General features: G+C 68.7%; 22 protein-coding genes. 16 read left to right on the forward strand and 6 right to left on the reverse strand.

Annotation, left to right across the window (positions count from 1 at the left end; genetic code table 11):
• Position 1 precedes the first annotated feature (1 nt).
• Complete coding sequence (locus DEJ35_RS03665; RefSeq protein ID WP_258376355.1) at positions 2-559, forward strand: low molecular weight phosphatase family protein; 558 nt, start codon at positions 2-4, stop codon at positions 557-559.
• Positions 560-618: 59 nt separating this feature from the next.
• Here the strand turns inward: DEJ35_RS03665 and DEJ35_RS03670 are convergent, their stop codons facing one another.
• A complete protein-coding gene (locus DEJ35_RS03670) occupies positions 619-3,204 on the reverse strand; it encodes a LamG-like jellyroll fold domain-containing protein (protein ID WP_220036869.1) in 2,586 nt (861 codons plus the stop codon).
• A gap of 191 nt (positions 3,205-3,395) precedes the next feature.
• Here DEJ35_RS03670 and DEJ35_RS03675 point away from each other — a divergent pair, with 191 nt between their 5' ends.
• The 4 genes from DEJ35_RS03675 to DEJ35_RS03690 all read left to right on the forward strand — a co-directional run bounded on the left by DEJ35_RS03675 (position 3,396) and on the right by DEJ35_RS03690 (position 7,139).
• Positions 3,396-4,370 (forward strand): CPBP family intramembrane glutamic endopeptidase, encoded by a 975-nt coding sequence (locus DEJ35_RS03675; protein ID WP_111090199.1) that lies wholly within the window; start codon positions 3,396-3,398, stop codon positions 4,368-4,370.
• The gene (locus tag DEJ35_RS03680; protein ID WP_111123713.1) at positions 4,357-5,760 is read left to right on the forward strand and encodes a sensor histidine kinase; all 1,404 of its coding nucleotides are present in this window, start codon (positions 4,357-4,359) and stop codon (positions 5,758-5,760) included. The genes DEJ35_RS03675 and DEJ35_RS03680 overlap by 14 nt, the downstream gene beginning before the upstream one ends.
• Complete coding sequence (locus DEJ35_RS03685; RefSeq protein WP_110858793.1) at positions 5,757-6,428, forward strand: response regulator transcription factor; 672 nt, start codon at positions 5,757-5,759, stop codon at positions 6,426-6,428. The genes DEJ35_RS03680 and DEJ35_RS03685 overlap by 4 nt, the downstream gene beginning before the upstream one ends.
• A gap of 72 nt (positions 6,429-6,500) precedes the next feature.
• On the forward strand, positions 6,501-7,139 hold the full coding sequence (locus DEJ35_RS03690) for a TetR/AcrR family transcriptional regulator (RefSeq protein WP_110858794.1): 639 nt from the start codon (positions 6,501-6,503) through the stop codon (positions 7,137-7,139).
• A gap of 232 nt (positions 7,140-7,371) precedes the next feature.
• On the opposite strand, the gene DEJ35_RS03695 is transcribed toward DEJ35_RS03690, so the two are convergent.
• A complete protein-coding gene (locus tag DEJ35_RS03695) occupies positions 7,372-8,655 on the reverse strand; it encodes a PP2C family protein-serine/threonine phosphatase (RefSeq protein WP_110858795.1) in 1,284 nt (427 codons plus the stop codon).
• A gap of 80 nt (positions 8,656-8,735) precedes the next feature.
• Entirely contained in the window at positions 8,736-9,458 is a 723-nt protein-coding gene (locus DEJ35_RS03700; RefSeq protein ID WP_110858796.1) for a type II CAAX prenyl endopeptidase Rce1 family protein, read from the reverse strand.
• 152 nt (positions 9,459-9,610) lie between these two features.
• Between DEJ35_RS03700 and DEJ35_RS03705 the strand changes: the two genes are divergently transcribed.
• The 8 genes from DEJ35_RS03705 to DEJ35_RS03740 all read left to right on the forward strand — a co-directional run bounded on the left by DEJ35_RS03705 (position 9,611) and on the right by DEJ35_RS03740 (position 18,110).
• Complete coding sequence (locus tag DEJ35_RS03705) at positions 9,611-11,053, forward strand: polysaccharide biosynthesis tyrosine autokinase (protein WP_110858797.1); 1,443 nt, start codon at positions 9,611-9,613, stop codon at positions 11,051-11,053.
• A gap of 14 nt (positions 11,054-11,067) precedes the next feature.
• Entirely contained in the window at positions 11,068-12,015 is a 948-nt protein-coding gene (locus DEJ35_RS03710; protein ID WP_146238469.1) for a hypothetical protein, read from the forward strand.
• On the forward strand, positions 11,999-13,495 hold the full coding sequence (locus DEJ35_RS03715) for a sugar transferase (protein WP_111123712.1): 1,497 nt from the start codon (positions 11,999-12,001) through the stop codon (positions 13,493-13,495). The genes DEJ35_RS03710 and DEJ35_RS03715 overlap by 17 nt, the downstream gene beginning before the upstream one ends.
• A 106-nt stretch (positions 13,496-13,601) precedes the next feature.
• A complete protein-coding gene (locus DEJ35_RS03720; RefSeq protein WP_258376353.1) occupies positions 13,602-14,786 on the forward strand; it encodes a glycosyltransferase in 1,185 nt (394 codons plus the stop codon).
• Positions 14,783-16,093, forward strand: coding sequence for a putative colanic acid polymerase WcaD (locus DEJ35_RS16940; protein ID WP_146244739.1), 1,311 nt, complete (start codon positions 14,783-14,785; stop codon positions 16,091-16,093). Before DEJ35_RS03720 ends, DEJ35_RS16940 begins: the two co-directional genes overlap by 4 nt.
• Positions 16,035-16,721: a glycosyltransferase gene (locus DEJ35_RS03730; protein WP_181435496.1), complete on the forward strand. Its 687-nt coding sequence runs from the start codon at positions 16,035-16,037 to the stop codon at positions 16,719-16,721. Before DEJ35_RS16940 ends, DEJ35_RS03730 begins: the two co-directional genes overlap by 59 nt.
• A 191-nt stretch (positions 16,722-16,912) precedes the next feature.
• Positions 16,913-17,242, forward strand: a complete 330-nt coding sequence (locus DEJ35_RS17430; RefSeq protein ID WP_220036870.1) for a serine O-acetyltransferase — start codon at positions 16,913-16,915, stop codon at positions 17,240-17,242.
• Between the two features lie 13 nt (positions 17,243-17,255).
• Complete coding sequence (locus DEJ35_RS03740) at positions 17,256-18,110, forward strand: glycosyltransferase family 2 protein (RefSeq protein WP_181435497.1); 855 nt, start codon at positions 17,256-17,258, stop codon at positions 18,108-18,110.
• Here the strand turns inward: DEJ35_RS03740 and DEJ35_RS03745 are convergent.
• From DEJ35_RS03745 to DEJ35_RS03755, 3 genes are all read right to left on the reverse strand, one after another.
• Positions 18,087-19,409, reverse strand: a complete 1,323-nt coding sequence (locus DEJ35_RS03745; protein ID WP_111123709.1) for an oligosaccharide flippase family protein — start codon at positions 19,407-19,409, stop codon at positions 18,087-18,089. The genes DEJ35_RS03740 and DEJ35_RS03745 overlap by 24 nt on opposite strands.
• The gene (locus tag DEJ35_RS03750; protein ID WP_111123708.1) at positions 19,406-20,242 is read right to left on the reverse strand and encodes an alpha-1,2-fucosyltransferase; all 837 of its coding nucleotides are present in this window, start codon (positions 20,240-20,242) and stop codon (positions 19,406-19,408) included. Before DEJ35_RS03750 ends, DEJ35_RS03745 begins: the two co-directional genes overlap by 4 nt.
• Before the next feature lie 67 nt (positions 20,243-20,309).
• Positions 20,310-20,861: an acetyltransferase gene (locus DEJ35_RS03755; RefSeq protein ID WP_309147145.1), complete on the reverse strand. Its 552-nt coding sequence runs from the start codon at positions 20,859-20,861 to the stop codon at positions 20,310-20,312.
• Between the two features lie 163 nt (positions 20,862-21,024).
• Between DEJ35_RS03755 and DEJ35_RS03760 the strand changes: the two genes are divergently transcribed.
• The 3 genes from DEJ35_RS03760 to DEJ35_RS03770 are packed head-to-tail and all read left to right on the forward strand — an operon-like array spanning position 21,025 to position 24,292.
• Positions 21,025-22,296, forward strand: coding sequence for a glycosyltransferase family 4 protein (locus tag DEJ35_RS03760; RefSeq protein ID WP_111123706.1), 1,272 nt, complete (start codon positions 21,025-21,027; stop codon positions 22,294-22,296).
• Positions 22,293-23,321 carry a GDP-mannose 4,6-dehydratase gene (gene gmd / locus DEJ35_RS03765; RefSeq protein ID WP_111123705.1) on the forward strand — a complete coding sequence of 343 codons (1,029 nt, stop codon included), beginning with the start codon at positions 22,293-22,295 and terminating at the stop codon, positions 23,319-23,321. The genes DEJ35_RS03760 and gmd overlap by 4 nt, the downstream gene beginning before the upstream one ends.
• Positions 23,321-24,292, forward strand: coding sequence for a GDP-L-fucose synthase (locus DEJ35_RS03770; RefSeq protein ID WP_111123704.1), 972 nt, complete (start codon positions 23,321-23,323; stop codon positions 24,290-24,292). The genes gmd and DEJ35_RS03770 overlap by 1 nt, the downstream gene beginning before the upstream one ends.
• Positions 24,293-24,302 lie beyond the last annotated feature (10 nt).

Here is a 24,302-nt window from a genome sequence, read left to right on the forward strand (position 1 = left end):
GATGCGGATCCTGTTCGTCTGCAGCGGCAACATCTGCCGGTCCCCGCTCGGCGCGCAGGTCCTGACGGCACGGCTCGGCCCGGACGCCCCGGCGTTCGTGGTCGAGTCGGCCGGCACCATCGCCGACGACGGCGCCCCGATGGACGCCGCCGCGGCCGAGCAGTCCGTGCGACTCGGCGGCGAGCCGACGGCCCACCGGTCGCGGTACCTGACGGCCGAGATCGTCGAGCGTGCCGACCTGGTGCTGACCGCCGAGCGATCGCACCGCGCAGCCGCCGTCTCCCTGGCACCCCGGGCGTCCAAGCGGACGTTCACGATCAAGCAGTTCGCGCGGGTGCTCGCCGGCCTCGAGCCCGGTGACCTGGCCGACGTGTCGACCCCGCAACAGCTCGTGGAGCGCGTCGCCCGCCTGCGCGGCACCGTCCCGCCGCCCGCCGACCCGGCCGACGACGACGTCGACGACCCCTACCGTCGCTCGACGGCGACCCACCAGCGCGTCGCCGACGAGCTCGACGTGGCCCTGACCGGCATCGCGGACGCGTTGCGCGCGGTGGTCTGACCCCCTGACGGACGCCAGGCCAGGTGCCAGCTGGCACCGGGCCTGGCGTCGTTGTCGTGCTACCGACCGGTGCCGGCGTCCGTTGCGGGGCCGGTCACGCGGGGCAGACCGCCCAGGCGGCGCCGCAGCAGCACCGCTGCGCCGGTCACGAGCAGCAGCAGCGCCGTGACCCCGAGGAGCCCGAGCCCGTGTGCGCCGGTGAAGGCGAGTTCGCCGTCGGCGACCGGGCGGTCACCGGCTCCGGGGACGTCGCCGACCGGGACGGCGGGAGCGTCCGCAGCGCCGTCGCCCGTGCCGCCGTCGCCCGCGCCGGGCGTCTCGTCGCCGGGGGTGCCCGGTGCGGGTGCGTCCGGATCCTCCGGTTCGGCCTCGGCTGGCACCGCGACCGCGAACGCGACCGCCGTCCCGCTCCGGGTGCCGATCGACTGGACCGCCTCGGCCGAGCTGGTCTCGACCGCGCGCACGGCGGCGGCGCGACGGGAGTCGTCGCCGGCCAGCTCGACCGTCCAACCACCGTCGGACCGGACCTCGGTGGTGCCGGTCACCGCGCCGGAGAGCGTGACGGTGGCACCGGGGTGCCCGTCACCGGTGATCGCGGTCGGTACGGCCTGGGTGCCGGGCTCGTCGACGGTGAGCGCGTCGAGGTCGGCGCGGGCGGTCAGCCAGGATTCGGCTCCGATCGGGTGGTCGACCACGCGGGTCTCACCGATGCAGCCGTTCCAGCCGTTCGTGGCGGCGTCGTCGACCCAGTCGCTGCCGAACAGCCACGGCATGCCGTCCTGCACGGTTTGCCCACCGGTGTCGGTGGCGTTGCGGAGAACCGGGGCACCGTCGATGTACATCGTGGTGGTGTGGGCGTCGGCGTCGTTCACGAGGGCGACGTGCAGCCAGCGGCCGGGGATGATCTCGCCGGACCACGCGGTGCGGTCACCCTTCGCGGCGTCCGCGGTGATCTCGGTCCACTGGAACTCCTTGAGGTTCGAGATGCCGAGTGCGGCCGGGGACGCGGTCCAGTCCCAGCGGGTCTGCGGGACGCCGATCTGGGAGCGGTTGCCACTCCGGACGATCGCCTTCGACCACGCGTTCGCGCCGTCGGTCCAGGACGGGTCGACCTCGAGGAACGTCTCGATCGTGTAGCCGTCCGGGAACGTCGCACGGTCGACCGTCGTGTCGCCGGGCGAGGTCAGTGCGCTGAAGCGCTTCGCGGCCTTGTCGGCGTTCGCGAAGCAGAGCCCGGCGCCGTCGGAGGAGAGCGGGTGCGCTTCGTCGACGATCGTGACGTCGGTGTCCTGCGCGGTCGGGGAGCCGGACTCGGCGTGGGTCATGCGGGTGAGGTCGGCGTCACCGACGACGTCGTCCACGGTCGCACCGGGCGCGAGGGTGCCGGGCTCCTGCGCACCGGGACGCCACCAGGCCAGCGTGCCGTCGACCTCGGTGTGGTCGGCACGGCCGCCGGGCAGCTCGGTCGTCACCGGCGGAGCGCCCTCGAACCCGTCGAGCAGCATCTGGCGGGCCCGGTCGATGAGCGGCGGCTCGTCGGCGGATCCGGCGCGGAAGTCCGGTGCGAACCCGGCGAAGCGTGCACGGAAGTCCACCGGCACGGTGTACCGCTGGTTGGCGGCGTCGAGCAGCGGCTGGTCGTAGGACGTCAGGGTCGAGGACGGCTTCCAGGTCACCCACGGCGACGCGGTCTGCATCGCGAGGGTGCCGTTCGTCAGGTCGAACTCCATCAGGCCGAGGTAGCCGTTGCCGCCCTCGTAGTCCATCTGGTGATCGATCAGGACCTGCGTCACCGCGTGCCCCGCCGTGTTCGTGCGGCTCTTCCAGGTGGAGCCGTGGAAGTGCCCGTTGAGGGTCAGGAAGACCTGGTCGTTCGGGGCGATGACGTTCTTCCACAGACGCTCGCCGTAGGCCGTGTCGACCGCGGTGAGGCCGTCGGTGGCGATGTTGATGACCTCGTGCGAGGTCAGGATCGTCGGCAGGGTCGGGTGGGCCGCGATCACCTGGTTCGCCCACGCGAGGGTCTCGTCCGAGGCACGCCACGGCAACGCGAGCGAGAGGAACCGCTGTCCCTCGGCCTCGAACACGTGGAACTGGCTCAGCCCGGTGTGGTCGGTGCCGGACTCGACGGTCGGCTGACCGGTGGCTCGGGACGCCGGGAAGGTCTGCAGGTACGGCTCGGCGGCGAGGTCGTACGAGGTGTCGAACACGGTGTCGGCGGAGTTCCGGACGTCGTGGTTGCCCGTCGTGATGCTGTACGGCAGCCCGGCGTCGTCGAGCACCGACATCGCCCGGTCGGCCGCCTGCCACTCGCCGGCCTGGCCGACCTGGTCGACGACGTCGCCGACGTGCGTGGTGAACGGGATGCGCAGCTCGTCGGCGTGCTCGGCGAGCCACTCCGTCTGCACGTGGAACGGGTCGTCGCCGTAGCGGGGGAGGAACTGCGACGCCGAGTAGCGCGAGTAGAACTGCGTGTCCGGCAGCACCGCGAGGGTGAAGCGGGACGCGAGGTCCTCGGCGGGGACGGGAGCCGCCGCGGCCGGAGCCGGCGCGGCGGTCAGGACGGGGACGCCGACGGCGGCGGCGAGGGCGAGGGCGGTGGCGGCCAGGGCGGGGGATCGATGGCGAGAGCGGTGTGCGGTCACGCGACGATGCTGGTGGCGACGTCTGTCGCGGTGGTTTCCTGAGTGTGACCACAGCGTGAGCGGCAGGCGACCACCACCCCTGCAACGACGGACGGACGGCCCGAACGGCGCTTGCATCCTTCGATGGAACTCGCGCAGGTGCATCCCGAAGCCGGTCGTCCCCGAGCGCGCAGGTTCCTAGCGTCGTGTGCATGACGAACACCACCGAAGTCCGGCCCACCGCCGGCACCGCAGCCCGCGACCGAGGGGGTGTCCGCGGCCTCATCGCCCGGCACCCGCTCGTGTCCTTCTTCACCATGGCACTCGGCCTGAGCTGGCTCGCGTGGGTGCCGTACATCCTGTCGCCGCACGGCATGGGCGTGTGGGACATCCACTTCCCCGAGGTCCTGGGCAGCGCGCAGTTCACGGGCGTCCTGCCCGGGGCACTCCTCGGCCCGTTGGGCAGCGCGTTCATCGTCACGGCGGTCGCCGACGGTCGCGCGGGGCTCCGCCGCTGGGTCGGACGGCTGTTCCGCTGGCGGGTCGCCTGGTACTGGTACGCGCTGGCGCTCGTCGTCGTGCCGGCCCTGATCGTCGTGTCCGCGCTGCCGTTCGCCGGTGGTGACGTGCGGGCACCCTCGGCCCTCGCCTTCGCCATGCTCGTCCCCGGCCTGGTCATCCAGCTGTTCTCGACCGGCCTGAGTGAGGAGCCCGGCTGGCGCGACTTCGCCCTGCCCCGCCTGCAGCACCGCTTCGGGGGCCTCGGAGCGGCCGCGATCCTCGGCCCGATCTGGGCGCTCTGGCACATGCCGCTGTACTTCAGCGACTGGGGCGGCTGGCCGAACGCGCACTGGAGCGAGCCCGTCGTGTTCGCCCTGTTCACCATCACCTTCAACGTCGTGATGATCCAGGTCTTCAACAAGACCCGCGAGAGCCTGCCCCTGGCCCTGCTGCTGCACGTCGGCGTGAACAACACGATCTCGACGCTCTTCCCCGAGATGTACCCGAGCATGACCGCCGGCACGCTGATGATCGGCCTGACCATCATGTCGACGATCGCCGCCGTGGTGCTCCTCGTCGCGACCCGTGGCCGCCTGGGCTACGACCCCGCCCGACGCGCCCTGCCCCTCGACGCACCGGTCCCCACCCGCGCCCGCCTCGTAGGATCCAACGATGGCACCCGCTGAGCACGACGCGCTGCGCGCACCGGCCGAGCCGGCAGCGCAGCCCGAGCCGACAGCGCAGCGCGCGCAACCGGCCCAGCCCGCGCAACCGGCCCAGCCCGCGCAGCGCGCCCGCCGTGCCGACGCCTTCGTCGCCCTCGGCACGGCCGTCGTCGCCCTCGGCCTGCTGCTCGGCCTGCCGCCCCTGGACGCCCTCGAGCCCGACGGTGCCGCCCTGGCGCTGCGGGCGCCCGCACCGTTCACCCTGGCGTGGAGCGTCCTGGCCCTCGGCCTGCTGGTCCAGTCGGCCGCCCTGCTCGCCGCCCGTCGGGCACCGCGCACCGTGCTGATCGTGATCGCCGCCCTGCCGGTGGTGGTCGCGGCGCTCGCTCCGCAGTCGTCCGACCTGTTCGGCCTCACCGCGCTGCCCGTGGTCGTCGCCGTCGTCCTCGCCGCGCTCCGTGTCCCGCTGGACCGCCTGTGGCCGACGCTCCTGGTCGCCGGGGCGCTCGTCGCCGCCGGCAGCGCGGTGCTGTCCGCCGTCGCCGGTGGCGCGTTCCGCGGTGATTTCTCGACGGGCCTGGCGGGGTCGCTCGGACAGGGCGCGCTGCAGGCGATCGGCGCGGTCGGCCTGCCCCTGCTGGTCACCCTGCTGGTGCAGTCCCGCCGCGAGGTCCGCGTCGCCCGCACCGCCGAGGCCAGTGCCGTGAACCGCGAGCAGGACGCCCTGGTCGACGCCGCGGTGTCCCGCGAACGTGCCGCGATGGCCCGTGAGCTCCACGACATCGCCGCCCACCACCTGTCCGGCATCGCGCTGATGGCCGCCGTCATCGACCGGCAGATCGACGCGGACCCGGAGCGTGCCCACGAGGGTGCCCGCCAGGTCCGCGAGCAGAGCACCGCCGTGCTCGAGGACCTCCGCCGCCTGGTCGGCCTGCTCCGCGACGACACCCCGGCGGAGCGCGCCGTCGAGACGGTCGCCGGCATCGTCGACCTGGCCGAACGTGCCCGGTTCCGCAGCGACGTCCGCCTCGACGTGCTGCCGGGTGACCGCCCGCTGGCCGACGGCGTCGGCCCGCTCGCGCAGCTCGCGGCCTACCGCACCGTCCAGGAGGCGCTGGCGAACGCCGCCCTGCACGCCCCGTCCGCCCCGTGCACCGTCACCATCGACGACCGTGACGCGACCCGGGTGGTGATCCGGGTGGAGAACGCACCCGCCACCGTCCCGGCAGCGGGGACCTCTCCCTCGGGCGGCAACGGTCTGCGGGGGATGCGCGAGCGGGCGGACCTGGTCGGGGCGCGCCTCCAGACCGGCCCGACCGCGACCGGTGGATGGCTGGTGGAGCTGGCGCTCGGCCGGGAGGCACCTACCGCACCCGCGCAGGCCGCCGACGGCACCGGGGTGGTCGCGTGATCCGCGTGCTGGTCGCGGACGACCAGCCCCTGGTCCGCGCCGGGGTGTCCGCGCTCCTCGGCGCGGAGCCGGACATCGAGGTGGTCGGCGTGGCCGCCGACGGCGGCGAGGCGCTCGCGCTGGCGCGCGAGACGCGACCCGACGTCGCCTGCCTGGACATCCGGATGCCGGTGATGAACGGCATCGAACTCGCCCGGATCTTCTGCGCACCGGACGCCGATCCGGCGATCCCCGCGCTCATGCTGACGACGTTCGACCTGGACGACTACGTGTTCGGGGCGCTCGAGGCCGGTGCCTCCGGCTTCCTGCTGAAGGACGCCGAGCCGGACACGATCATCGACGCCGTACGGCAGGTCGCCGCCGGCAACGGCACGCTCGACCAGGCCCTGACCCGGCGGGTGCTGCGGGAGTTCGTGTCACGGCGGAGCCTGCAGCCGGTCTCCGGCGACCGGGCCGACGGCGTGCTGACCGCCCGCGAGCGCGAGGTGCTCCTGCTGCTGGCGCAGGGGATGTCGAACGAGGAGATCGCCGCTGCGCTCGTGCTCGAGGTGTCGACCGTCAAGTCGCACCTGGCGCGGATGCTGCCGAAGCTCGGGGTGCGGTCGCGGCTGCAGGCCGTGGTGTGGGCGTACCAGAACCGGATCGTGACGGTGCCGGACCAGCCGTAGGGCCTGTCCGGGGAACGCGCGTTCCCGTTCGGGGGACTGTGCACGGTCACGGGACTTTGCTGGAGTGTATGCATGCACATCGAAGCGCCGCCGGTGACCACCTCCGACGACCCCTCCCTGCGGGGCGAGGTCATCCACGGGATGATCACGGCGTTGCGTTCCCGTCCGCTGCACGAGGTGACCCCCGAGGTCGTCGCGGCTGCGGCCGGTGTGGACACCGACGTCGTCGACCGCACGTTCCCGAGCTGGGACGGTCTGCTGCTCGCCACCATCGACCGGTGGAACGAGGAGCGCACCGTGCCGCTCATGCCCCTGGCCGAACAGCACGGCACCATCCGGTTCCTGCGTGCGATCGTCACCGCGAACGTGGCCGACCCGTCGCTCATGCGGTTCCTGACGGCGACGCTGAACATCGCGGCGTCGCCCGAGCACCCGCTCGCGCCGATGCTGCACGCCCGGTGGCGACGGTTCCACGCCTTCGTGCAGCACGCCCTGGAGCGTGACGTCCTGCTCGGCCGTGAGCCGGGCACGATGGAGCCGGCCCGCGGATCGGAGCAGCTGCTCGCGACCTACGAGGGGCTGCAGCTGCAGTCCATGGTGCGGCCGGAGATGGACCTGCTCGAGGCCTTCGACCGCGCCGTGACGCGCCTGCGCGAGGGCTGGTCCCGCGCGTACGTGCCGCCCCTCTGGGACCTCGACCGGGTCGGTTGACCCTCCGGTGGCCCGTCGGGCCGCCCCCACAGACCGAGGACGCTAGGGCGTCCGAGGGCAGACGCTCACCGTCTGCACGCGTCGCCGCACGATTCGGGTTCGAGCGGCGACGCGTACCAATCTCGGCAGGCGGCGCTCGTTCCGCGCCGTCGGCCGCGGGCGCTCGTTCCGTGCCGTCGGTGGGCGTGCGCTCGTTCCGCGCAGTCAGTCGGCGGTGGCTCGTTCCGCGCCGTCAGTCGGCGCGCATCGCGAGCGGTCGCTCCGTGTCGACCTCGACCGGCTGCCGGCGGATCGCGATCACAGTCACGTCGTCGTCGTGCGGGACCTCGTCGGCGCGGGCCGACAGCGCGAGCACGACCGCGTGCGGGTCGCGGCCGGCGCGGGCGATCTCGGCGACGGACTCGATCGTCTGGTCCAGGTCGTCGTACAGGTCGAGCACGCCGTCACTGAACGAGACGAGCAGGTCACCGGGTTCGAGGGTGCCCTCGGTCGTCGCCCACTCCTCGCGGATGCCGAGCCCCAGCGGCATGTCCCCGGACCGGAGCCGGTCGACGTGCCCGTCGGCGCGCAGCACGAAGCTCAGCCCGTGCCCGGCGTCGGACCACCGGAGGGTGCCGTCGTCGGAGATCCGGGCGTGGAACAACGTGGTGAAGGCGAGGTCCGGTCCGACGCCCTCGGCGGTCAGGCCGTCGGAGGCCCGCTTCAGCGCCTCGGCCGGATCGTCGACCGTCCGAGCACTCCGGAGTGTCGACCGGACCGCCGCGGCGATCAGGCCGGCACCGACGCCCTTGCCCATCACGTCACCGAGGCTCACCGCCACTCCGCTGTTGGTCGGGTACCAGTCGAAGAAGTCACCGCCGACGCTCCGGGCCGGCAGGCAGGCACCGGCGACGACGACGTCGTCGGTGATGCGGCCGGTCGTCGTCGGGAGCAGTGACCGCTGGACCGCTGCTGCCCGGTCGATCTCGGCGCGGACCTTGCCCTCGCGGGCCTCGGCCGACCGCAGGTTCAGGCGCGAACGACGGGAGAGTTCGTGCACGACGACGGCGACCGTGCCGAACACGATCACGACGGCACCGACGCGGACGAGTTCGCTCGGGCCGGGCGGGTCGGTCGGGGTCAGTACGTACGGGGCGAGCATCACGACCAGCAGACCGAGGACCGCGAACACCACGGTCCGACGCCCCTCGAGCGACGCCCACCAGATCACCGGCAGCACCACGAGCGCCGTGAACACCGAGGCACCCGCCCCCGTCCCGGTGCGCAGCAGTGCGATCGTCAGGAAGTCGACGGTCAGCAGGATCGGCACCACCCAGGCCGCGCGGCGCACGAGCGTGGGGATCGCGCTCAGCAGGGTCGCGACGACCATGCCGACGACGCTCGCGACGAACAGGTCGTGCTCGGTGATCACCAGCGACGGCATCACGACGCTGAGGAACGCCGACAGCGCCAACAGGCCGCTGATCGGAGCCTGACGGACGAGCGGGTTGTCGACGATGCTGGTTGGGCGAATCATGCTCAGTGCAGGCTAGTGGAACGGGGTCGTCGCTGCCCGGTGACGGTCCCGCCCTCGTCTGGGAAAGCAGCCCCGGACGCTCAGCGCGGCCAGGTGGCGACGACCGCGACGGCGTTGAACAGCACGTGCGCCAGGATCGCGCCGCCGATGCGGTCGGTCATCGCGACGAGCGTGCCGGTGAGCAGGCCGAGCAGGAACGTCGTCACGAACACCTGGAACCCGCCGAGCGACGTGCCACCCGCACCGAGCAGCAGGTGGAGCAGCGCGAACAGGAACGCCGTGACCAGCACCGCGAGGAACCGGGTGCGTGGCGTGAGCTCGGCGGCGAGCCGGCGCTGGAACAGCCCGCGGAACACCACTTCTTCGAGCACGGGGCTGACGACGACGATGCCGATCGCCGACACGAGCAGCAGCCCGACGTCGGGCGTGCCGAGCGTCGGTGCTGGGACCAGCCCGGTCGACCCCGTGAACGCGATCGACAGGAAAACATCCACCGCGCGGCACACGATCACGATGCCGATCGCGAAGACCACGATCCCGAGGTCGAGCCGCAGGCGGGACACCATCGCCGAACGCGGGGTCCGACGGAGCACCACGGCGGCCGCGACGACGAGCGGCAGCCACACGGCGGCGTCCGCGGCGAGCACCTGCAGGACCGGCGAGGGGATGCCCCCAGTCCGGGTGACCTGTCCGACGATCCGGGTCAGGATCACGGCGACGCCGAGTGCGACGAGGATGACGATGAGGTCCCGCTGTCGCCGCACGCTGGGCTCGGTGGTGGTCTTGGCCGACTCGGAGCGCATGGGGCCACCGTAGAGGACACTGCGCGCCGGATGGCGACTTCCCCCGAGCAGTGCTCGTTCCTGTGGCACTATTTGTATGCCGTGCGCTGGGAGTACCCCGGCGTGCCTGTGTCGGGACCACGGGGACGGTTGGGATCGGGGAAGGCAAAGGCGTGGAACTCCGCGACTACATCACGGTGCTCCGCAAGGGATGGGTGCTGATCGTCGTACTCGCCCTGGTGGGAGTGGCCGCAGCCGCAGGGTTCTCCCTGCTGAAGAAGCCGGTCTACTCGGCATCGGCGCAGGTCTTCGTCTCCACGGAGACGTCCGGCAGTGCGAGCGACCTGGCCCAGGGCAACACCTTCACCCAGCAGCGGGTGCTGACGTACTCGAACCTGGTGTCGACGCCGATCGTGCTGCTGCCGGTCATCTCGTCGCTCGGGCTCGACATGAACGCGGACCAGCTCGCGACGATGGTGTCGGCGACGGCGCCGACGAGCACCACCCTCATCTCCATCTCGGTGGAGGGCACCGACCCGGTGCAGGCTGCCGACATCGCGAACGCGACCTCGCAGAGCCTGACCAACGTCGTGCAGGACATCGAGGCCACCGACGCGAGTGGCAAGAGCACGGTCAAGCTCACCCGCGTGAAGCAGGCCGACGTGCCGAGCGTCCCGGTCAGCCCGAACGTGCCCGTCAACGTCGCGCTCGGGCTGCTCGTCGGGCTCGCTCTGGGCATCGGGATCGCCGTGCTGCGCGAGACCCTCGACAACCGGGTCCGTACCGAACTCGACGTCGAGAAGATCAGCGACAAGCCCGTCGTCGGCGGGATCGCCTACGACGCCAAGGCCGCCGAGCGCCCGCTCATCGTGCAGGTCGACCCGCGCAGTCCCCGAGCCGAGTCGTTCCGCACGCTCCGCACCAACCTGCAGTTCCTCGACATCGGCAGCGGTGCTCGCACCTTCGTCATGACGTCGTCGATGCAGTCCGAGGGCAAGAGCACCACCGTCGCGAACCTGGCGATCGCCCTGGACAGTGCCGGGTTCCGCGTGATCCTGATCGACGCCGACCTGCGCCGCCCCCGCGTCGCCGAGTACATGGACGTCGAGGGCAACGCCGGCCTGACGGACGTGCTCATCGGCCGCGCTGACCTGGAGGACGTCGCTCACCCCTGGGGTCGTGGCAAGCTCGTCGTCCTGCCCGCCGGCCCGATCCCGCCGAACCCGTCAGAGCTGCTCGGGTCGCGCGCCATGCAGGACCTGATCGAACGGCTCGAGCAGCAGTTCGACTACGTCCTCTTCGACGCTCCGCCGCTGCTGCCCGTCACCGACGCGGCGATCCTGGCGAAGAAGGCCTCCGGCGCGATCGTCGCGGTCGCCTCGGGGCAGACGCTGAAGGGCCAGCTCGCCGCTGCCGTCGCGACCCTCGAGAACGTCGGCGCTCCGGTCTCCGGCTTCGTCATCACCAAGATGCCGCTCAAGGGCCCCGGCGCCTACGGCTACGGCCGGTACGGCTACGGGTACGGCTACGGCCAGGACGAGGACGCCGCCGCGACGGTCAACCCGCCCAAGCGGGTCGGCAAGAAGCTGAGCGTGCTCCGCCGCGCCGGACGCTGAACGGGGACACTCACATGAAGACTCGCCGGGGGACCCGAAGCCTCGGCCGGGCACTGCCTCGGACCACGCTCATCCTGGTGGCCGTCGTGGTGGCGGCGCTGGTCGTCATCGACGTGGTGCTCGTCGCGCTCGCCCTCGGTCGCACGGCGCCCGAGGAGAACGGACCCGCGGGTCCCATCCCCACCTTCACGGGGACGCCCGACCGGCGCGAGACACCGCGGCCGAGTGCGTCTGCCGACGCGGACGCCGCGTCAACCGAGCAGCAGGGTCGCCGTCTGTTGGCAGCGGTCGACGGCCAGGAGGCGTGGCGTGCGTCCGGTGGGTCGTGCGGCGGCCCGCGGCCGGTTCTGGAACACTCCGTGGACGGCGGGGCGACGTGGGTTCCGGTGGGACTCGGGACGGATGTGCGATCGCTCATGGCGATCCGGGCCTCCGGTGCGGAGCTCTCGATCCTGGCGGGTGTCGGCGACGACTGCACCACGACGGCGCGGACCAGCACCGACGCCGGCGTGACGTGGGAAGCCGGGGCGCCCGGCGCCGCTGGCGCCGGCATCAGTGCCGACGGCGTGGTGCTCTCGAAGGGGACCGTCCAGGCGCCGTGCACCGACCCGATCGAGGCGTTCCAGGGGCAGCAGACCGCGGTCGTCATCTGCGACGGCCAACTCGAGTGGCGCACCGGTGAGGGAGCCTGGGTCGACGTGCCGATGGGCGGCGTGCGCTCGATCGCCGTCGACGGCAGCGACTACACACTGGCCCGCGTGGGGGTCGCGTCGTGCGACGGCGTGCAGCTCGTGACGATGCCCGCCGCCGGGGTGACGCCGAGCACCCCCGTCACGCCGGTCGGTTGCGCCGACGGCGCGGACACCGACGACACCGTCACCATCGACCGTGCCGGCCAGGACGTGTGGCTGTGGGACGGCACGACCGTCCGGGTGTCGTCGGACGGTGGGGCGACGTGGTGACCGGGTCGTCCTCGTGACGGCGGACGCGCTCCGCGCACCGCGCGCCATCGGAGCCACCGACGAGTGGAGCCGCACGTACTCGCGCCGCGTGCTCTTCACCGACCTGCTGGCCCTGATCTGGGTCGTCTTCGGCGTGCAGATCGCCTGGCTCGGACTCGAGTCGAACCTGGCGACCAACACCGCCGACCTGCGACTGAGCTACTCCGCGATCTCCATCGTGGTGATCGTCGTGTGGATGAGCGCACTCGCCCTGTACGACACCCGCGGTGCCCGGGTGATCGGCGTCGGCAGCACCGAGTACCGCCTGGTCGCGGACTCCAGCGTCCGCGTGTTCGGCCTGCTCGCCATCGCAGCGTTCCTGCTGCACGTCGACCTTGCGCGCGGCTACGTGCTCATCGCGTTCCCGATCGGGATCCTCGTCCTCCTGCTGTCCCGGTGGATGTGGCGCCAGTGGCTCGTGGCCCAGCGTCAGCGGGGCGCCTACTCCGCGACGGTGCTGCTGGTCGGGTCACCGGCCAGCGTGCTGCACATCGGCCGCGAACTCGCGCGTTCCCCCGAAGCCGGCTACCGCGTGGTCGGCGCCGTGGTGTCGACGAACCACCGCGGTCTGCTGGCCGGTTCGACCATCCAGAGCCACGGCGGCTTGGACGACGTCGGGTCCGCGCTGCGCGAGACCGGTGCCGACACCGTCGTGATCACGAGTTCCGACGACCTGCCGCCGGAGCGCGTCCGGCAACTCAGCTGGTCGCTCGAGCCGGGCCGACAGCACCTGGTGGTCGCACCGAGCCTGACCGACATCGGTGGCCCCCGCATCCACACCCGGCCGGTGCAGGGCCTGCCGCTCATCCACGTCGAGACACCGACGTACTCGGGGCGCAAGCTCTACACGAAGCGCGCCTTCGACCTGATCGGTGCAGGGCTGCTCGTCGTCGTCCTGTCGCCGCTGCTCCTCGTGCTGGCCGTGCTGGTGAAGACCACCTCGACCGGTCCGGTCTTCTTCCGGCAGGAGCGCGTCGGCCTGAACGGCAGCACCTTCCGGATGATCAAGTTCCGCTCGATGGTCGTCGACGCCGAGGAACGCCTGCAGGAGCTCAGCGCACTCGACCGGGCCGAGGGCAACGACGTCCTGTTCAAGATGCGGAACGACCCCCGGGTCACCCGGGTCGGCGGGTTCATGCGCCGCTACAGCCTCGACGAAGTGCCGCAGCTGTTCAACGTCCTGGCCGGCAGCATGTCGCTCGTCGGACCCCGGCCGCCGCTCTCGCGCGAGGTCGCCCGCTACGACACCCACGTCCACCGTCGGTTCCTGGTGAAGCCGGGCATGACCGGGCTCTGGCAGGTGAGCGGTCGATCCGACCTGTCGTGGGAGGATTCCGTGCGGCTGGATCTGTACTACGTGGAGAACTGGTCGATCACGGGCGATCTCGTGGTCCTCTGGCGGACTGCCAAAGCCGTCTGGCAATCGCAGGGAGCGTACTGATGGCGTCTCTTCCCGTGTCTTCCCGCTCCGCGGTGCCCGCTTCGGCAACTGCGGAACGACGTCCCGAGAGCAGCGACGGTCCCGCACCGGAGAAAGGCCCGTCGACGTGACCGAGGTGCTCCAGATCAACGTCCGCCTCAGCGAGGGCGGTGCGGCAGGGGTGGCACGCACCCTCCACGACGGGCTGCGCGCGAGGGGAATCGGCGCCAGATTCGCCTACGGGTACGCGAAGGGCGGAGGCTCTTCGCCTCTCGAAGCTGAGTACGAAGCCATTCGACTCGCCTCGGCGCCGCGGGCCGCGCTGAACCTCGCCGCCCACCAGCTCGTCGGGACCGAGGTGATCAATCCGCCTCGCTCGCAGCGAGCATCTTTGCTGCGCGAAGTACGCAAGAGCGACGTGGTGCATCTTCACGCCATCCACAGCTACATGATGCCGCCCTTGGACCTGCTCGCGCTGATTGCGAACGAGGGGAAACCCATCGTGTGGACGATGCACGATCAATGGGCCATGACCGGCCGGTGTGCGCAACCCGGGACTTGCACGGGCTGGGAAGGCGGCTGTGACCCATGCCCGTTCCTGTCGGCCTACCCGCCAGCCAAGATCGATCGTGCGGCGTCAATGTTCGTTGCACGCCGTGAGGCCATAGATGAGGTTCGTGCCACCGTCCCGCTGAAGATCGTGGCCTGCGCATCCTGGCTTGCGGATGAAATGGAGGCGGGCGGGTTCTCCGACGTGAGCACGATCACGAACTCTGTGGATCCGCAGTTCTGGTCGCTGGCGCAGGAGCAGAGCCCCGGGGAGCAGGTCGATGGCCAAGCGCGATTCCTGTTCATGTGCCGAGACCTCCGTGACCGCGCCAAGGTCGATTGGGGCCTCCTGGAGGAGATTGCTCGCATCGCCCCGGGCCGGCTGACGATCGTGGGAGATAACGCGCCGTCGCCGATCGCGAACGCACTGATGCTTGGAGCGATCACGGAACGTTCGGAGATGTACCGCTTGATGCGTGAACACTCGCATCTCGTGTTCTCGTCGGCCGTCGACTACTACCCGCTGACGATCGTCGAAGCGCTGACGGCTGGCATGTCCGTCGTCGCAGCTGATTCCAGGGCCGCGCGCGAGTTCGGCTGGTCGCAGAACGTGAGGATCGTGGGTGAACGAGCCCGGTGGGCGGAGGCAATCGGGTCGGCTGTCCCGCTCGGCGCCATCGCACCCACAGAGGTCACACGCTTCTCACCTGACCGGATGATCGACGACTATCTCGGTCTCTACCAAAGCGTGCTCGGCGCATGAACAACGGGTACCGGGCGTTCGTGAGCCTGTTGACCGCAGCCTTCGTGATCTTCGAGCACTTCCAGGTGGCCCAGGTTGGCGACTACCCGATAACGCTGGGTCTCTTCCTCGGGATAACGCTCGTGATCGCCGTCAGTACGAGGGTGCCGATCAGCAACGCCATCGTCGCGCTCGGGATCGCGGTCGTGCCGAACGCGTTGGTTCAGATAGCAGCTCCGTCCACCCGTGAAGGTTCGCTTTCCTTCTTCCAGACGTTGGCCCTCTTCGTGTTTGCGGCGGTCATCCTTTCCCAATGCAAGCGCGGCACAGTCCGAGCTGAAGCGGTACCAGCCATGCTGCGAGGTGCCTTCATCGCGCTGATCGTCGTCGTCGGACTCTGCCTTCTGCAAGTCGCAACGGGCGCACGAGGTTCCGTTCAGTGGTTCAACCCCTTCGGAGAGCACCAGTACCTCTACCAGTACGACCCCCACCTCGAGTTCAACCCAATTCCGCGGGCAGCGGGCTTCTATCTCGAGCCGTCATACGCCGCGTTCGTGATCGGATCCCTCGCCGTCGCGCTCCTTGCTCAGGGGTATCGGAAGCTGCCAGTTTGGGTGCTCGCCGGCGCAGGGCTCCTCGCCGTCAGGTCCGCGACAGGGCTGATCCTCTTCGGTGTCGTAGCCCTGGTTGTCATCTTCGTCGGGAAGAGTCGGCTCAAGCTCGTCGCTCTGGGCGTTCTGGTGGCTTTGACAGTGATCGCGCTGCCGTACCTAGCCGGCAGATTGGATTCGACCTTCACCGCGGGATCGAGCGCCTACTACCGCTTGATCGGGCCACTCCGGATCCTCGGTGACACGCTCGTGCACTTCCCGCTCGGACACCCGTACGGATCGCTGCGAAACACCGTGGCGGACTACGGCATCCTCAACGGAGCGGCTGCTGGCGACTCGCTCGACAACGGCTTCTACGTGATCGTGTTCTACTTCGGCTGGCTCGGCTTGACCGCGTCCATTGCGCTGGCACTCTGGGCGCTCGTCGCCCTCGGCCGTGGGCTCCACACGGGATCGATCGAGCAGGCCACCATCCCGGTCTGGGTCGTCGGAAGCCTGTTGTTCTCTGGTGGCATCATGTTGCCGGAGTACGTCTTCACCCTGTGGGTGATCTTCGCCACCCGGCAACAAAGCCGATCCTTGATCCCAGGAGAGAGCGGTTCTGCACTTGCCTCCGAAGCTGTCGATAATCACCGTTACGTACAAGGACGACGAGGGATTGAAGCGGACCGCGGCTTCGCTCGAGGGCCTGCTCAAGGAGTCGGGCCGAGCTTGTGAGCTCATCATCGTCGATGGCGGGATGTCGGCGGGAACAGCGCAACGGGCCGAAGACCTCGGCGACTCAGTACGCCTCATCTCAGAGCCGGACACTGGCATCTACGACGCGATGAACAAGGGCATGGCCGTCGCGAACGGCGACCACCTATGGTTCTTGAACGGCGGTGACGAGTGCCTTGTTCGCTGGTCGCAGCTGTCCGTCATCCTCGGGGCACACGCGGGCTCGGTGGTCCTCGCGGACTTCGTCCTCGCCTCCGGCGAGCGCGAACACACCCGCGCCACGCGATCGCCCCGCTCGCTCTGGCACGCGTTACCGACTTCGCATCAAGCGATCTTCTATCCTCGCGCACAAGTCAGTGTTCGCTACGACGAGAGCTTTCGGGTCGCTGCAGATTACGACTTCACGGCCAGGCTCTACGCCTCGGGTGTTCCGTTCGTCGTCGAGCATGTCGCGGTCGCGCGATTCCACCTCGACGGTACGTCGACCCAGCACGGGAAACTCATCGGCGCCGAAGCACGTCGGGTCCAGCGGGACACTCTCGCCGTGCATCCGGCCGTGTCGTTCCTGAGCGGCCTTCGTCACCGTGCCGCACGCAGGTATCGGTCCATGCTCTCGAGAGGACAATGATGTCGTTCTACGGCAGCGCCAGCGCAAGGCGGGAAGAGGCTGCTCTTTTCGGGGGGCATCCGTGGCTTCTCCAGCCCGGTTACTGGGCACTCCGCGTCTACCGGTTCGGCCGGTACACGCTGCACGTGAGGGGAATTCGAGGAAGGATCTTGCACGCCCTGTACTTCCCTTTGTACAACGCAGTCCGACTCGTGACCGGCATCGACATCCCGCGAACCGTGGAGATCGGGCCGAGATTGATGATCCACCACTTCGGCGGGATCATCATCCACCCACAAGCGCAGATCGGGGCTGACTGCGTGCTCCGGCACGGCGTGACGATCGGAGAACGTCGCGAAGGTGGTGGAGTACCGATCATCGAGGACAACGTGACCTTCGGCGCCTACGCGCAAGTGTTCGGACCGATCCGGGTCGGCTCCGGTGCCACGCTCGCGGCGATGGCTGTCGTCATCGATGATGTCGCGCCTGGGACGACGGTCATCGGTGCGCCTGCGAAGCCGACCGGACGTCGCGATGCCTAGATTGACAGTGATCATGCCTGCCTGGAACGCGGAGAGCACGATCTCTGCGGCCCTTCGGTCGACGCTCGTGGCGATGCCCACGGACGCAGAGATCCTGGTCTACGACGACGCAAGCACCGATGGAACGCGGCGGCTCGTACAGCGCTTCGCCGATCGAACGAGTCGGGTCTCGCTCATCGAAGGTCCGTTGAACGTCGGTGCTGGCGAAGCACGCAACCAGCTCATCGCTCGATCAGACAGCGAGTTCGTCGCGGCCATGGACGCGGACGACATCTGCCTGCCCCACCGCTTCGTCGGCTACCGACGTTCCATGTCGAAGTCCGACCTCCTTTTCGCTCCGATTGCCCGCTTCGCGCAAGGGGCGCGTGTCCACATACCAAGACCGGCCCCATTGTCACCAGGTGCCATGCCCGTCGCGCTGCTCGTGCTGAACCCCGTTCCGCAGTCGACGATGATTGCTCGACGCGTGTCTCTGGGAGGGGTCGGGACCTATCGGCCGGGGCACGCGGAGGACTACGAACTGTGGATGCGCTTGGCTGCCTCTGGTGCGCGTATTTCGCTGACGTCGTTCCCGACTGTCGCATATCGACACCACCCGAACCAAGCGACGTCCCAACCGGGCTACGAGCAGCAGGTGCGGGAAAACGAGGCACTCATCGAGTCGTACAACGCTCTCGCTGCTGCTGTCCTCGGCATCGACGCGCGCAACACGAGCACTCAAGAGCTTCGATCAGAGCTCCAGCGGAGCGTTGAGCAGGTGGAGAGCAGCCGAGATCGTACGCATTTGCGGCGCCTGCTGCGGTCGCGATGGAGTCTTCCTCTTCGCGCATCCGGCGGCGTTCCATCACAGGAATCGGACGACCAGTAGGGCAGCCAGAACAGCCCATTCCACGACGATCTGCATGATGGCGTACTTGAGCGCGACAGGAAGCAGCGACCGGTGGAGTGTAGCCAGGGCGAGTCCTTGGATGAGAGCGCCCAGGGCTAACCCGATCAGCGCGCCGTTCGTGCTGTAGAGCAGCCCGAGGACGATGGCGAGCATCGGGACGAGGAGGAGTACCCCGAGGTTCAGGAGCGAGTGCCGTAGCTCTGCCTTGATCTGCAGTTTCCACGACATGAAGGAACTCAGTGTGAGCGAGGGCAGGAGTAGTGCCATCGAAGAGATCATGAGCGCAACGTGCACCCACCCCGGACCGAAGAAGATCGCTTCGAGCACCGGTGCACCCAACGACAACACGATCGCTGCTACGAAGGTCACGAGGTGGAGCGCTTTCCAGACGCGCTTGTCGAACGTGCCGTCGTCGCCGGGTTGCGCGGCTCGGCGAGCCATCCGCTCGACGATCGCTCCCCCGAGGGAAAGCTGGACCTGGGTCACGGGGGTGACGATCAACTGGTACGAACGGGCGTACGCCGCCGCCGCTCCGACGGGGAGGATCAGCGGCAACGTGCCTGAATCGATCGCGCGGCTTGCGTAGGAAGCGACGTTCAGCGGGAGGACCTTGAGTCCGTAGCGGAACGGGTTAGGGGCTTCGATGACGGTTCCGGCAACGGCGGGTTCGTCGGCGTCCCTTGAACCCTTTCGTCCGACGAGAAGCGAGAGTGCGAGCGTCAACACCAGCCGAGCCACCGAGGTCAGCGCGAGTTGCACGCAGAGGACCGTGACCGAGTGCATCTGGGTGGCGAGGAAGATCGCGGAGCCGAACCCGACGAGGGTGGCTCCCACATCGGTCACGGCGATCGTCGGGTACCTGCGGAAGACCATCAGCTGCCCTCGAATCGGCTGGATCAGTGACTGTGCGACGAGGCCTGACACGAGGATGAAGACGTCCAGGGCGCGGGGAGGACCGGCCGGCAGGTCCATGAAGGACAAGAGGAACAGCGCTCCGGACAGCACGACACCACCGGCTGCGGCGCTGACAAGCGAACTTGACCAGGCTGATCGTCGAAGCGACCACGAAACACCATGAACGAGCAGGAAGCCCATCGCCGAGAAATCCGTGGCCAAGGCCGCCATGGTGTACACGAACACGAACACGGCGAATTGCGCGTAGCTGGCCGGACCGAGTTCGCGCGAAAGAACTGCGAAGGCTGCCAACGACGCGATCAACGAGAGCGCTTGGCTCGCGGGGAGCCACCCCAACGACAGCGACTTGCCGAATCGACTCATGCGTTCGGCACAGCAACCCAACCAGCGCGTCTCAGGTTCCCCGGACGGTCGAAGAACCAGGTGCTCGGAGCGGCGACGGGTACGCCGGACGCCAGCTCCGCGGCCCACCAGGAGAAGGTGCTGTTCGGAATGACCAAGGCGCTCGCCCGCGACATAGCCACGAGCGTGTCGAGCGGCGACTCGATGTCCTCGGGTCCGACGATCTCGCTGCGAGGGACGTCGAACTCACGCTGCACTGCCGCTGGGTCGTCGGTGTAGATGACGCACTCGTCGATGCGTATGCCGAGCCTGCTGCATGCGGCTTCGTAGTAGAGGCGGGACAGCATGCCGAAGGTGCGTTGGGCCGCCGGAGAAGACGTGTAATCCCCACGCCGAACGTGCAGAACTGGGCGGCCTTCTGCGGACATTGCGATGGACGTCTTCCGCCGGTACTCAGCGACCAGAGCTGTGGTCGCGTTCGTGGGTAGCGCCAGTGATGCTTCGTCCTGAAAGAACCCAATGTTGAAGGTTCCTCGTCGGAAGGCGGACGGGTGCGTCTCAGAGTCACTGAAGATGTTCACCATCGAACGGTCGCGGGATTTCGATCGCTGTCGGCCGCGCCAGTTGTACGGCTGTCCGAGTCGGAAGTCCTCGGTGGGAGTGGTCATTGCCGACGCCGAGAGCAACGCTACGAGCTCGAACTGTCGAAGTCGGTCGCGGCCGTAGCTGCTCGTCGAGACCAGCAGGTTCGCGGGCGTATCGGACAACGTCAACCCGGCGTTCAACTGAAAGAGTTGATTGCCGAGGCCCCCCTGCGCCCAGAGGACAGACGCGTCCTTCAGTCGAGTCGCCAAGCGCTCGTTCCCCTTCGTTCGGTTGAGCCAGTTTCCTCGAATGCCGTTCTGGCCGGCACCGGAGCACTCACAGGTTTGAGAACCGCACGCCTGTCACGCGGGCAGGGTTTCCTTCGAGAACGCTGTTCGCCGGATGCGTTCCGGAGACGACCGACATTGGCTTCGCAAGGCATGATTCACCCAACTTGGTGCCGCCGAGGACCATGCAGCGCGCGGTGATCCAGGTGCCGGCACCAATCTCGATCGGGCGGGTGATCAGCGCCATGTCAACCCGATGTGCGTGACTACCCGTAGTGAGGAAGGTCTCCTGAGAGATCACGACGTCGTTCCCGATCCGGATGTCATCCTGGTTGTGGAACCAGACGCCTTCACCGATCCAGCAGTCGTTTTCGATGTGGAGCTTCCACGGAAAACGGACCCGCATCCGAGGGCGCATGATGACACCGGTCCCGATTTCTGCTCCGAACAGCCGCAGGACCCGGGCCCGGATGGACGAGCTGATCTGCCAGGGATTGGTGACGAAGAGCAGCTCCGCGACAGCCCACAGGTAGACCGTGAGCTTGCTCCGGTCCCATGAACTTCGTTCACCGGGAGCCGACTTGAGTGCAATGACGGGCACTCTCGCGTCCGATACCATTGCCCGCCTCTCTGCGCGCCCGAGTACGCGTCGCGCCGATGCTACCGGGTGTGGGTTCCTCCGGGCAGTTGCCACAACGCGGAACACGGACGGCCGTCTCTCAGGTCCACGTCTTGTAAGCCCTTGCAACTGTTATGGTCGCCCCATGCGGCAGGGGTCAGTTCTCGTAGTGGGTTTGAACTTCCCGCCTGAGCCTGCCGGGATCGCTCCGTACACCGGAGGACTGGCGAGTGCCTTGTCGGCGTCTGGCGTCGACGTCAGTGTCATCACGACGTTTCCGCACTACCCCGCGTGGTCGTTCGGCGCCACCCCTCCTCCTTGGTCGGACACGTCGTCCGTCGGGGGGTGTGCTGTCCGCCGAGTACGCCACAAACTGCCCGCTCGGTCAGGCGGGCTGAGCCGTCTTGCATCCGAGGTGAGCTTCGGAGTGCGTGCCGCGACGCAGCGCTGGGCGAGACACGATGTCCTCGTCCTGGTCTCGCCGGCCCTGTTCAGCTCGGCGATCGCACTCGTGAGGGCTCGCGTCCTCCGGCGAAGAATGCCCGTCGTGACCTGGGTGCAGGATCTCTACTCGCTCGGCCTCCGCGAAACCCGCACCGCTTCTGGGCTCGGCGTGCGAGTCGTGGCAGCTGTCGAGCGCTGGGTGCTCAGACGATCCTCGACGGTCGTCGTCATCCATGACCGGTTCAAGCGAACGGTGATCGAGGAGCTCGGGGTGCCCGAGTCACGCGTGGTCGTGATGCGCAACTGGACTCACTTCGAACCTCCTGCGGTCGCCGACCGGAACAGTGCTCGTGAAGCTCTCGGCTGGGCATCAGACGAGACGGTTGTCCTCCACGCAGGCAACATGGGTGTGAAGCAGGGGCTCGGGAACGTCGTCGAAGCGGCGCGTTTGGCTGGGAAGCGGGGCTTGCGGATTCGTTTCGTCCTCCTCGGCGACGGCAATCAGCGTGCGCAGTTGGAAAAGCTTGCTTTCGATGTCCGGAACTTGCAGTTTCTTGCTCCGTTGCCCGATGGGGAGTTCGCAGCGGCGCTGAACGCTGCCGATGTTCTCCTCGTCAACGAGGCGCCAGGTGTGTCTGGAATGGCTGTTCCCAGCAAGTTGACCAGCTACTTCGCTACCGGAGTTCCGGTGCTTGCGGCCACAGACCTGGGGAGCGTCACGCGCTCAGAGGTCCTGAGTGCTGAGGCCGGGCCTGTGGTCTCCGCAGGCGAGCCATCGGCGCTTGTTGACGCTGTCCTGGCACTGGCCGCGGATGAGCCAGCGCGTCAGCGCTACGGGCGAGCGGCTCGGGCGTACCGAGCAGAGCACCTCACGGCCGGCGCAGCACTGGACCGATTCCAAAGTATTCTTCATGAACTTCTGCCCGAACGGTTCCGCGCGTCGAGCTCGGACGAAAAGACAGGGATCAATTGACCAAGCGCGCACTCATCACCGGGATAACCGGACAGGACGGGTCCTACCTCGCTGAGCTGCTCCTCCGCAAGGGGTACGAGGTCCACGGGATCATCCGACGAGCTTCGACGTTCAACACCTCGCGGATCGACCACTTGTACGTCGACCCGCACGAGTCGCAGGCGAAGTTGTTCCTGCACTACGGGGACCTTGGCGACGGTGCGCGGCTCGTCAGCCTCCTCAGCGAGCTGAAGCCCGACGAGGTCTACAACCTCGCGGCCCAGTCGCACGTCCGGGTGTCGTTCGACGAGCCGGAGCACACCGGTGACGTCACGGGTGTGGGCACGATGCGCATGCTCGAGGCGGTCCGGGTATCCGGCATCCACACGCGCTTCTACCAGGCGTCCTCCTCCGAGATGTTCGGTGCCACCCCGCCGCCGCAGAACGAAGAGACGCCGTTCTGGCCGCGTTCTCCGTACGGTGCGGCGAAGGTCTACAGCTACTGGGTGACTCGAAACTACCGCGAGGCCTATGGCATGTTCGCGGTGAACGGGATCCTGTTCAACCACGAGTCCCCCCGTCGCGGTGAGACCTTCGTCACCCGGAAGATCACCCGTGCGGTCGCTCGGATCAAGGCCGGCCTCGAGGACCACGTGTACCTCGGCAACCTCGACTCCGTCCGGGACTGGGGGTACGCCGCCGAGTACGTCGAGGGCATGTGGCGGATGCTGCAGGTCGACGAGCCGGACGACTTCGTGCTGGCGACCGGTGGCGACTTCACGGTCAAGGACTTCCTCACCACCGCCTTCTCGCACGCCGGGCTGAACTGGGAGGACCACGTTCGGTTCGACGAGCGGTACCTGCGACCGAGCGAGGTGGACGCCCTCGTCGGCGACGCCTCAAAGGCCAAGGAGAAGCTCGGTTGGGAGGCGACCGTCGACACCGCCGAGCTGGCGAGGATCATGGTCGACGCCGACATCTCGGCGCTCGAGCACGAGGGCCGTCCGTGGATCGACACCGTCCGACTCGAGAGCTGGGGTTCCTGATGGCCACGACCGACTTCACCGCCGGTCCGATCGACCGGGCTGATCGCGTCTACGTCGCGGGACACCGTGGTCTGGTGGGCTCGGCGGTCTGGCGCAAGCTCGAGTCGGAGGGTTTCACGGACGTGGTCGGGCGCACCTCGTCCGAGCTCGACCTGAAGGACCGCGGCGCAGTCTTCGCCTTCTTCGCGGACCAGCAGCCGAAGCACGTCGTGCTCGCCGCTGCCAAGGTCGGCGGGATCATGGCGAACAACACCTATCCGCACGACTTCCTGAGCGAGAACCTGCAGATCCAGGTCAACGTGATGGATGCCGCGGTGGAGCACGGCGTCGAACGCCTCGTGTTCCTCGGCTCGTCCTGCATCTACCCGAAGATGGCCGAGCAGCCGATACACGAGGACGCGCTGCTCACGGGGCATCTCGAACCGACGAACGACGCGTACGCCATCGCCAAGATCGCCGGCATCCTCCAGGTGCAGGCCGTCCGTCGGCAGTTCGGCCGTCCGTGGATCTCGGCCATGCCGACCAATCTCTACGGCCCGGGTGACAACTTCTCGCCGACCGGGTCCCACGTGCTACCGGCGCTCATCCGCCGTTACGACGAAGCCGCTCGTAGCGGTGCACCGACGGTGGAGAACTGGGGGACCGGGTCGCCCCGCCGTGAGTTCCTGCACGTCGACGACATGGCGGCAGCGGTGTTCCACCTCATGGAGCACTACGACGGTCCTGACCAGGTCAACGTCGGTACTGGATCGGACGTCACGATCAAGGAGATCGCGGAGACGATCGGCAAGATCGTCGGGTTCGAGGGCGAGACGGTCTGGGACACCACCAAGCCCGACGGCACCCCGCAGAAGCTGCTCGACGTGTCGAAGCTGGCGGACGCTGGATGGACGGCACAGATCGGCCTCGAGGACGGGCTCCGCAGCACCATCGACTGGTACCGCGAACACGCGGATTCTGTCCGTCAGTGACGGGTGTCGG

Source organism: Curtobacterium sp. MCPF17_051 (genome assembly GCF_003234595.1).
Classification (GTDB): domain Bacteria; phylum Actinomycetota; class Actinomycetes; order Actinomycetales; family Microbacteriaceae; genus Curtobacterium; species Curtobacterium flaccumfaciens.

Coding starts and splice junctions, on each gene's coding strand:
- DEJ35_RS03665 (WP_258376355.1), top strand. CDS start 2: ATGCGGATCCTGTTCGTCTGCAGCGGCAACATCTGCCGGTCCCCGCTC.
- DEJ35_RS03675 (WP_111090199.1), top strand. CDS start 3,396: ATGACGAACACCACCGAAGTCCGGCCCACCGCCGGCACCGCAGCCCGC.
- DEJ35_RS03680 (WP_111123713.1), top strand. CDS start 4,357: ATGGCACCCGCTGAGCACGACGCGCTGCGCGCACCGGCCGAGCCGGCA.
- DEJ35_RS03690 (WP_110858794.1), top strand. CDS start 6,501: ATGCACATCGAAGCGCCGCCGGTGACCACCTCCGACGACCCCTCCCTG.
- DEJ35_RS03695 (WP_110858795.1), bottom strand. CDS start 8,655: ATGATTCGCCCAACCAGCATCGTCGACAACCCGCTCGTCCGTCAGGCT.
- DEJ35_RS03700 (WP_110858796.1), bottom strand. CDS start 9,458: ATGCGCTCCGAGTCGGCCAAGACCACCACCGAGCCCAGCGTGCGGCGA.
- DEJ35_RS03710 (WP_146238469.1), top strand. CDS start 11,068: ATGAAGACTCGCCGGGGGACCCGAAGCCTCGGCCGGGCACTGCCTCGG.
- DEJ35_RS16940 (WP_146244739.1), top strand. CDS start 14,783: ATGAACAACGGGTACCGGGCGTTCGTGAGCCTGTTGACCGCAGCCTTC.
- DEJ35_RS03740 (WP_181435497.1), top strand. CDS start 17,256: ATGCCTGCCTGGAACGCGGAGAGCACGATCTCTGCGGCCCTTCGGTCG.
- DEJ35_RS03745 (WP_111123709.1), bottom strand. CDS start 19,409: ATGAGTCGATTCGGCAAGTCGCTGTCGTTGGGGTGGCTCCCCGCGAGC.
- DEJ35_RS03760 (WP_111123706.1), top strand. CDS start 21,025: ATGCGGCAGGGGTCAGTTCTCGTAGTGGGTTTGAACTTCCCGCCTGAG.
- DEJ35_RS03770 (WP_111123704.1), top strand. CDS start 23,321: ATGGCCACGACCGACTTCACCGCCGGTCCGATCGACCGGGCTGATCGC.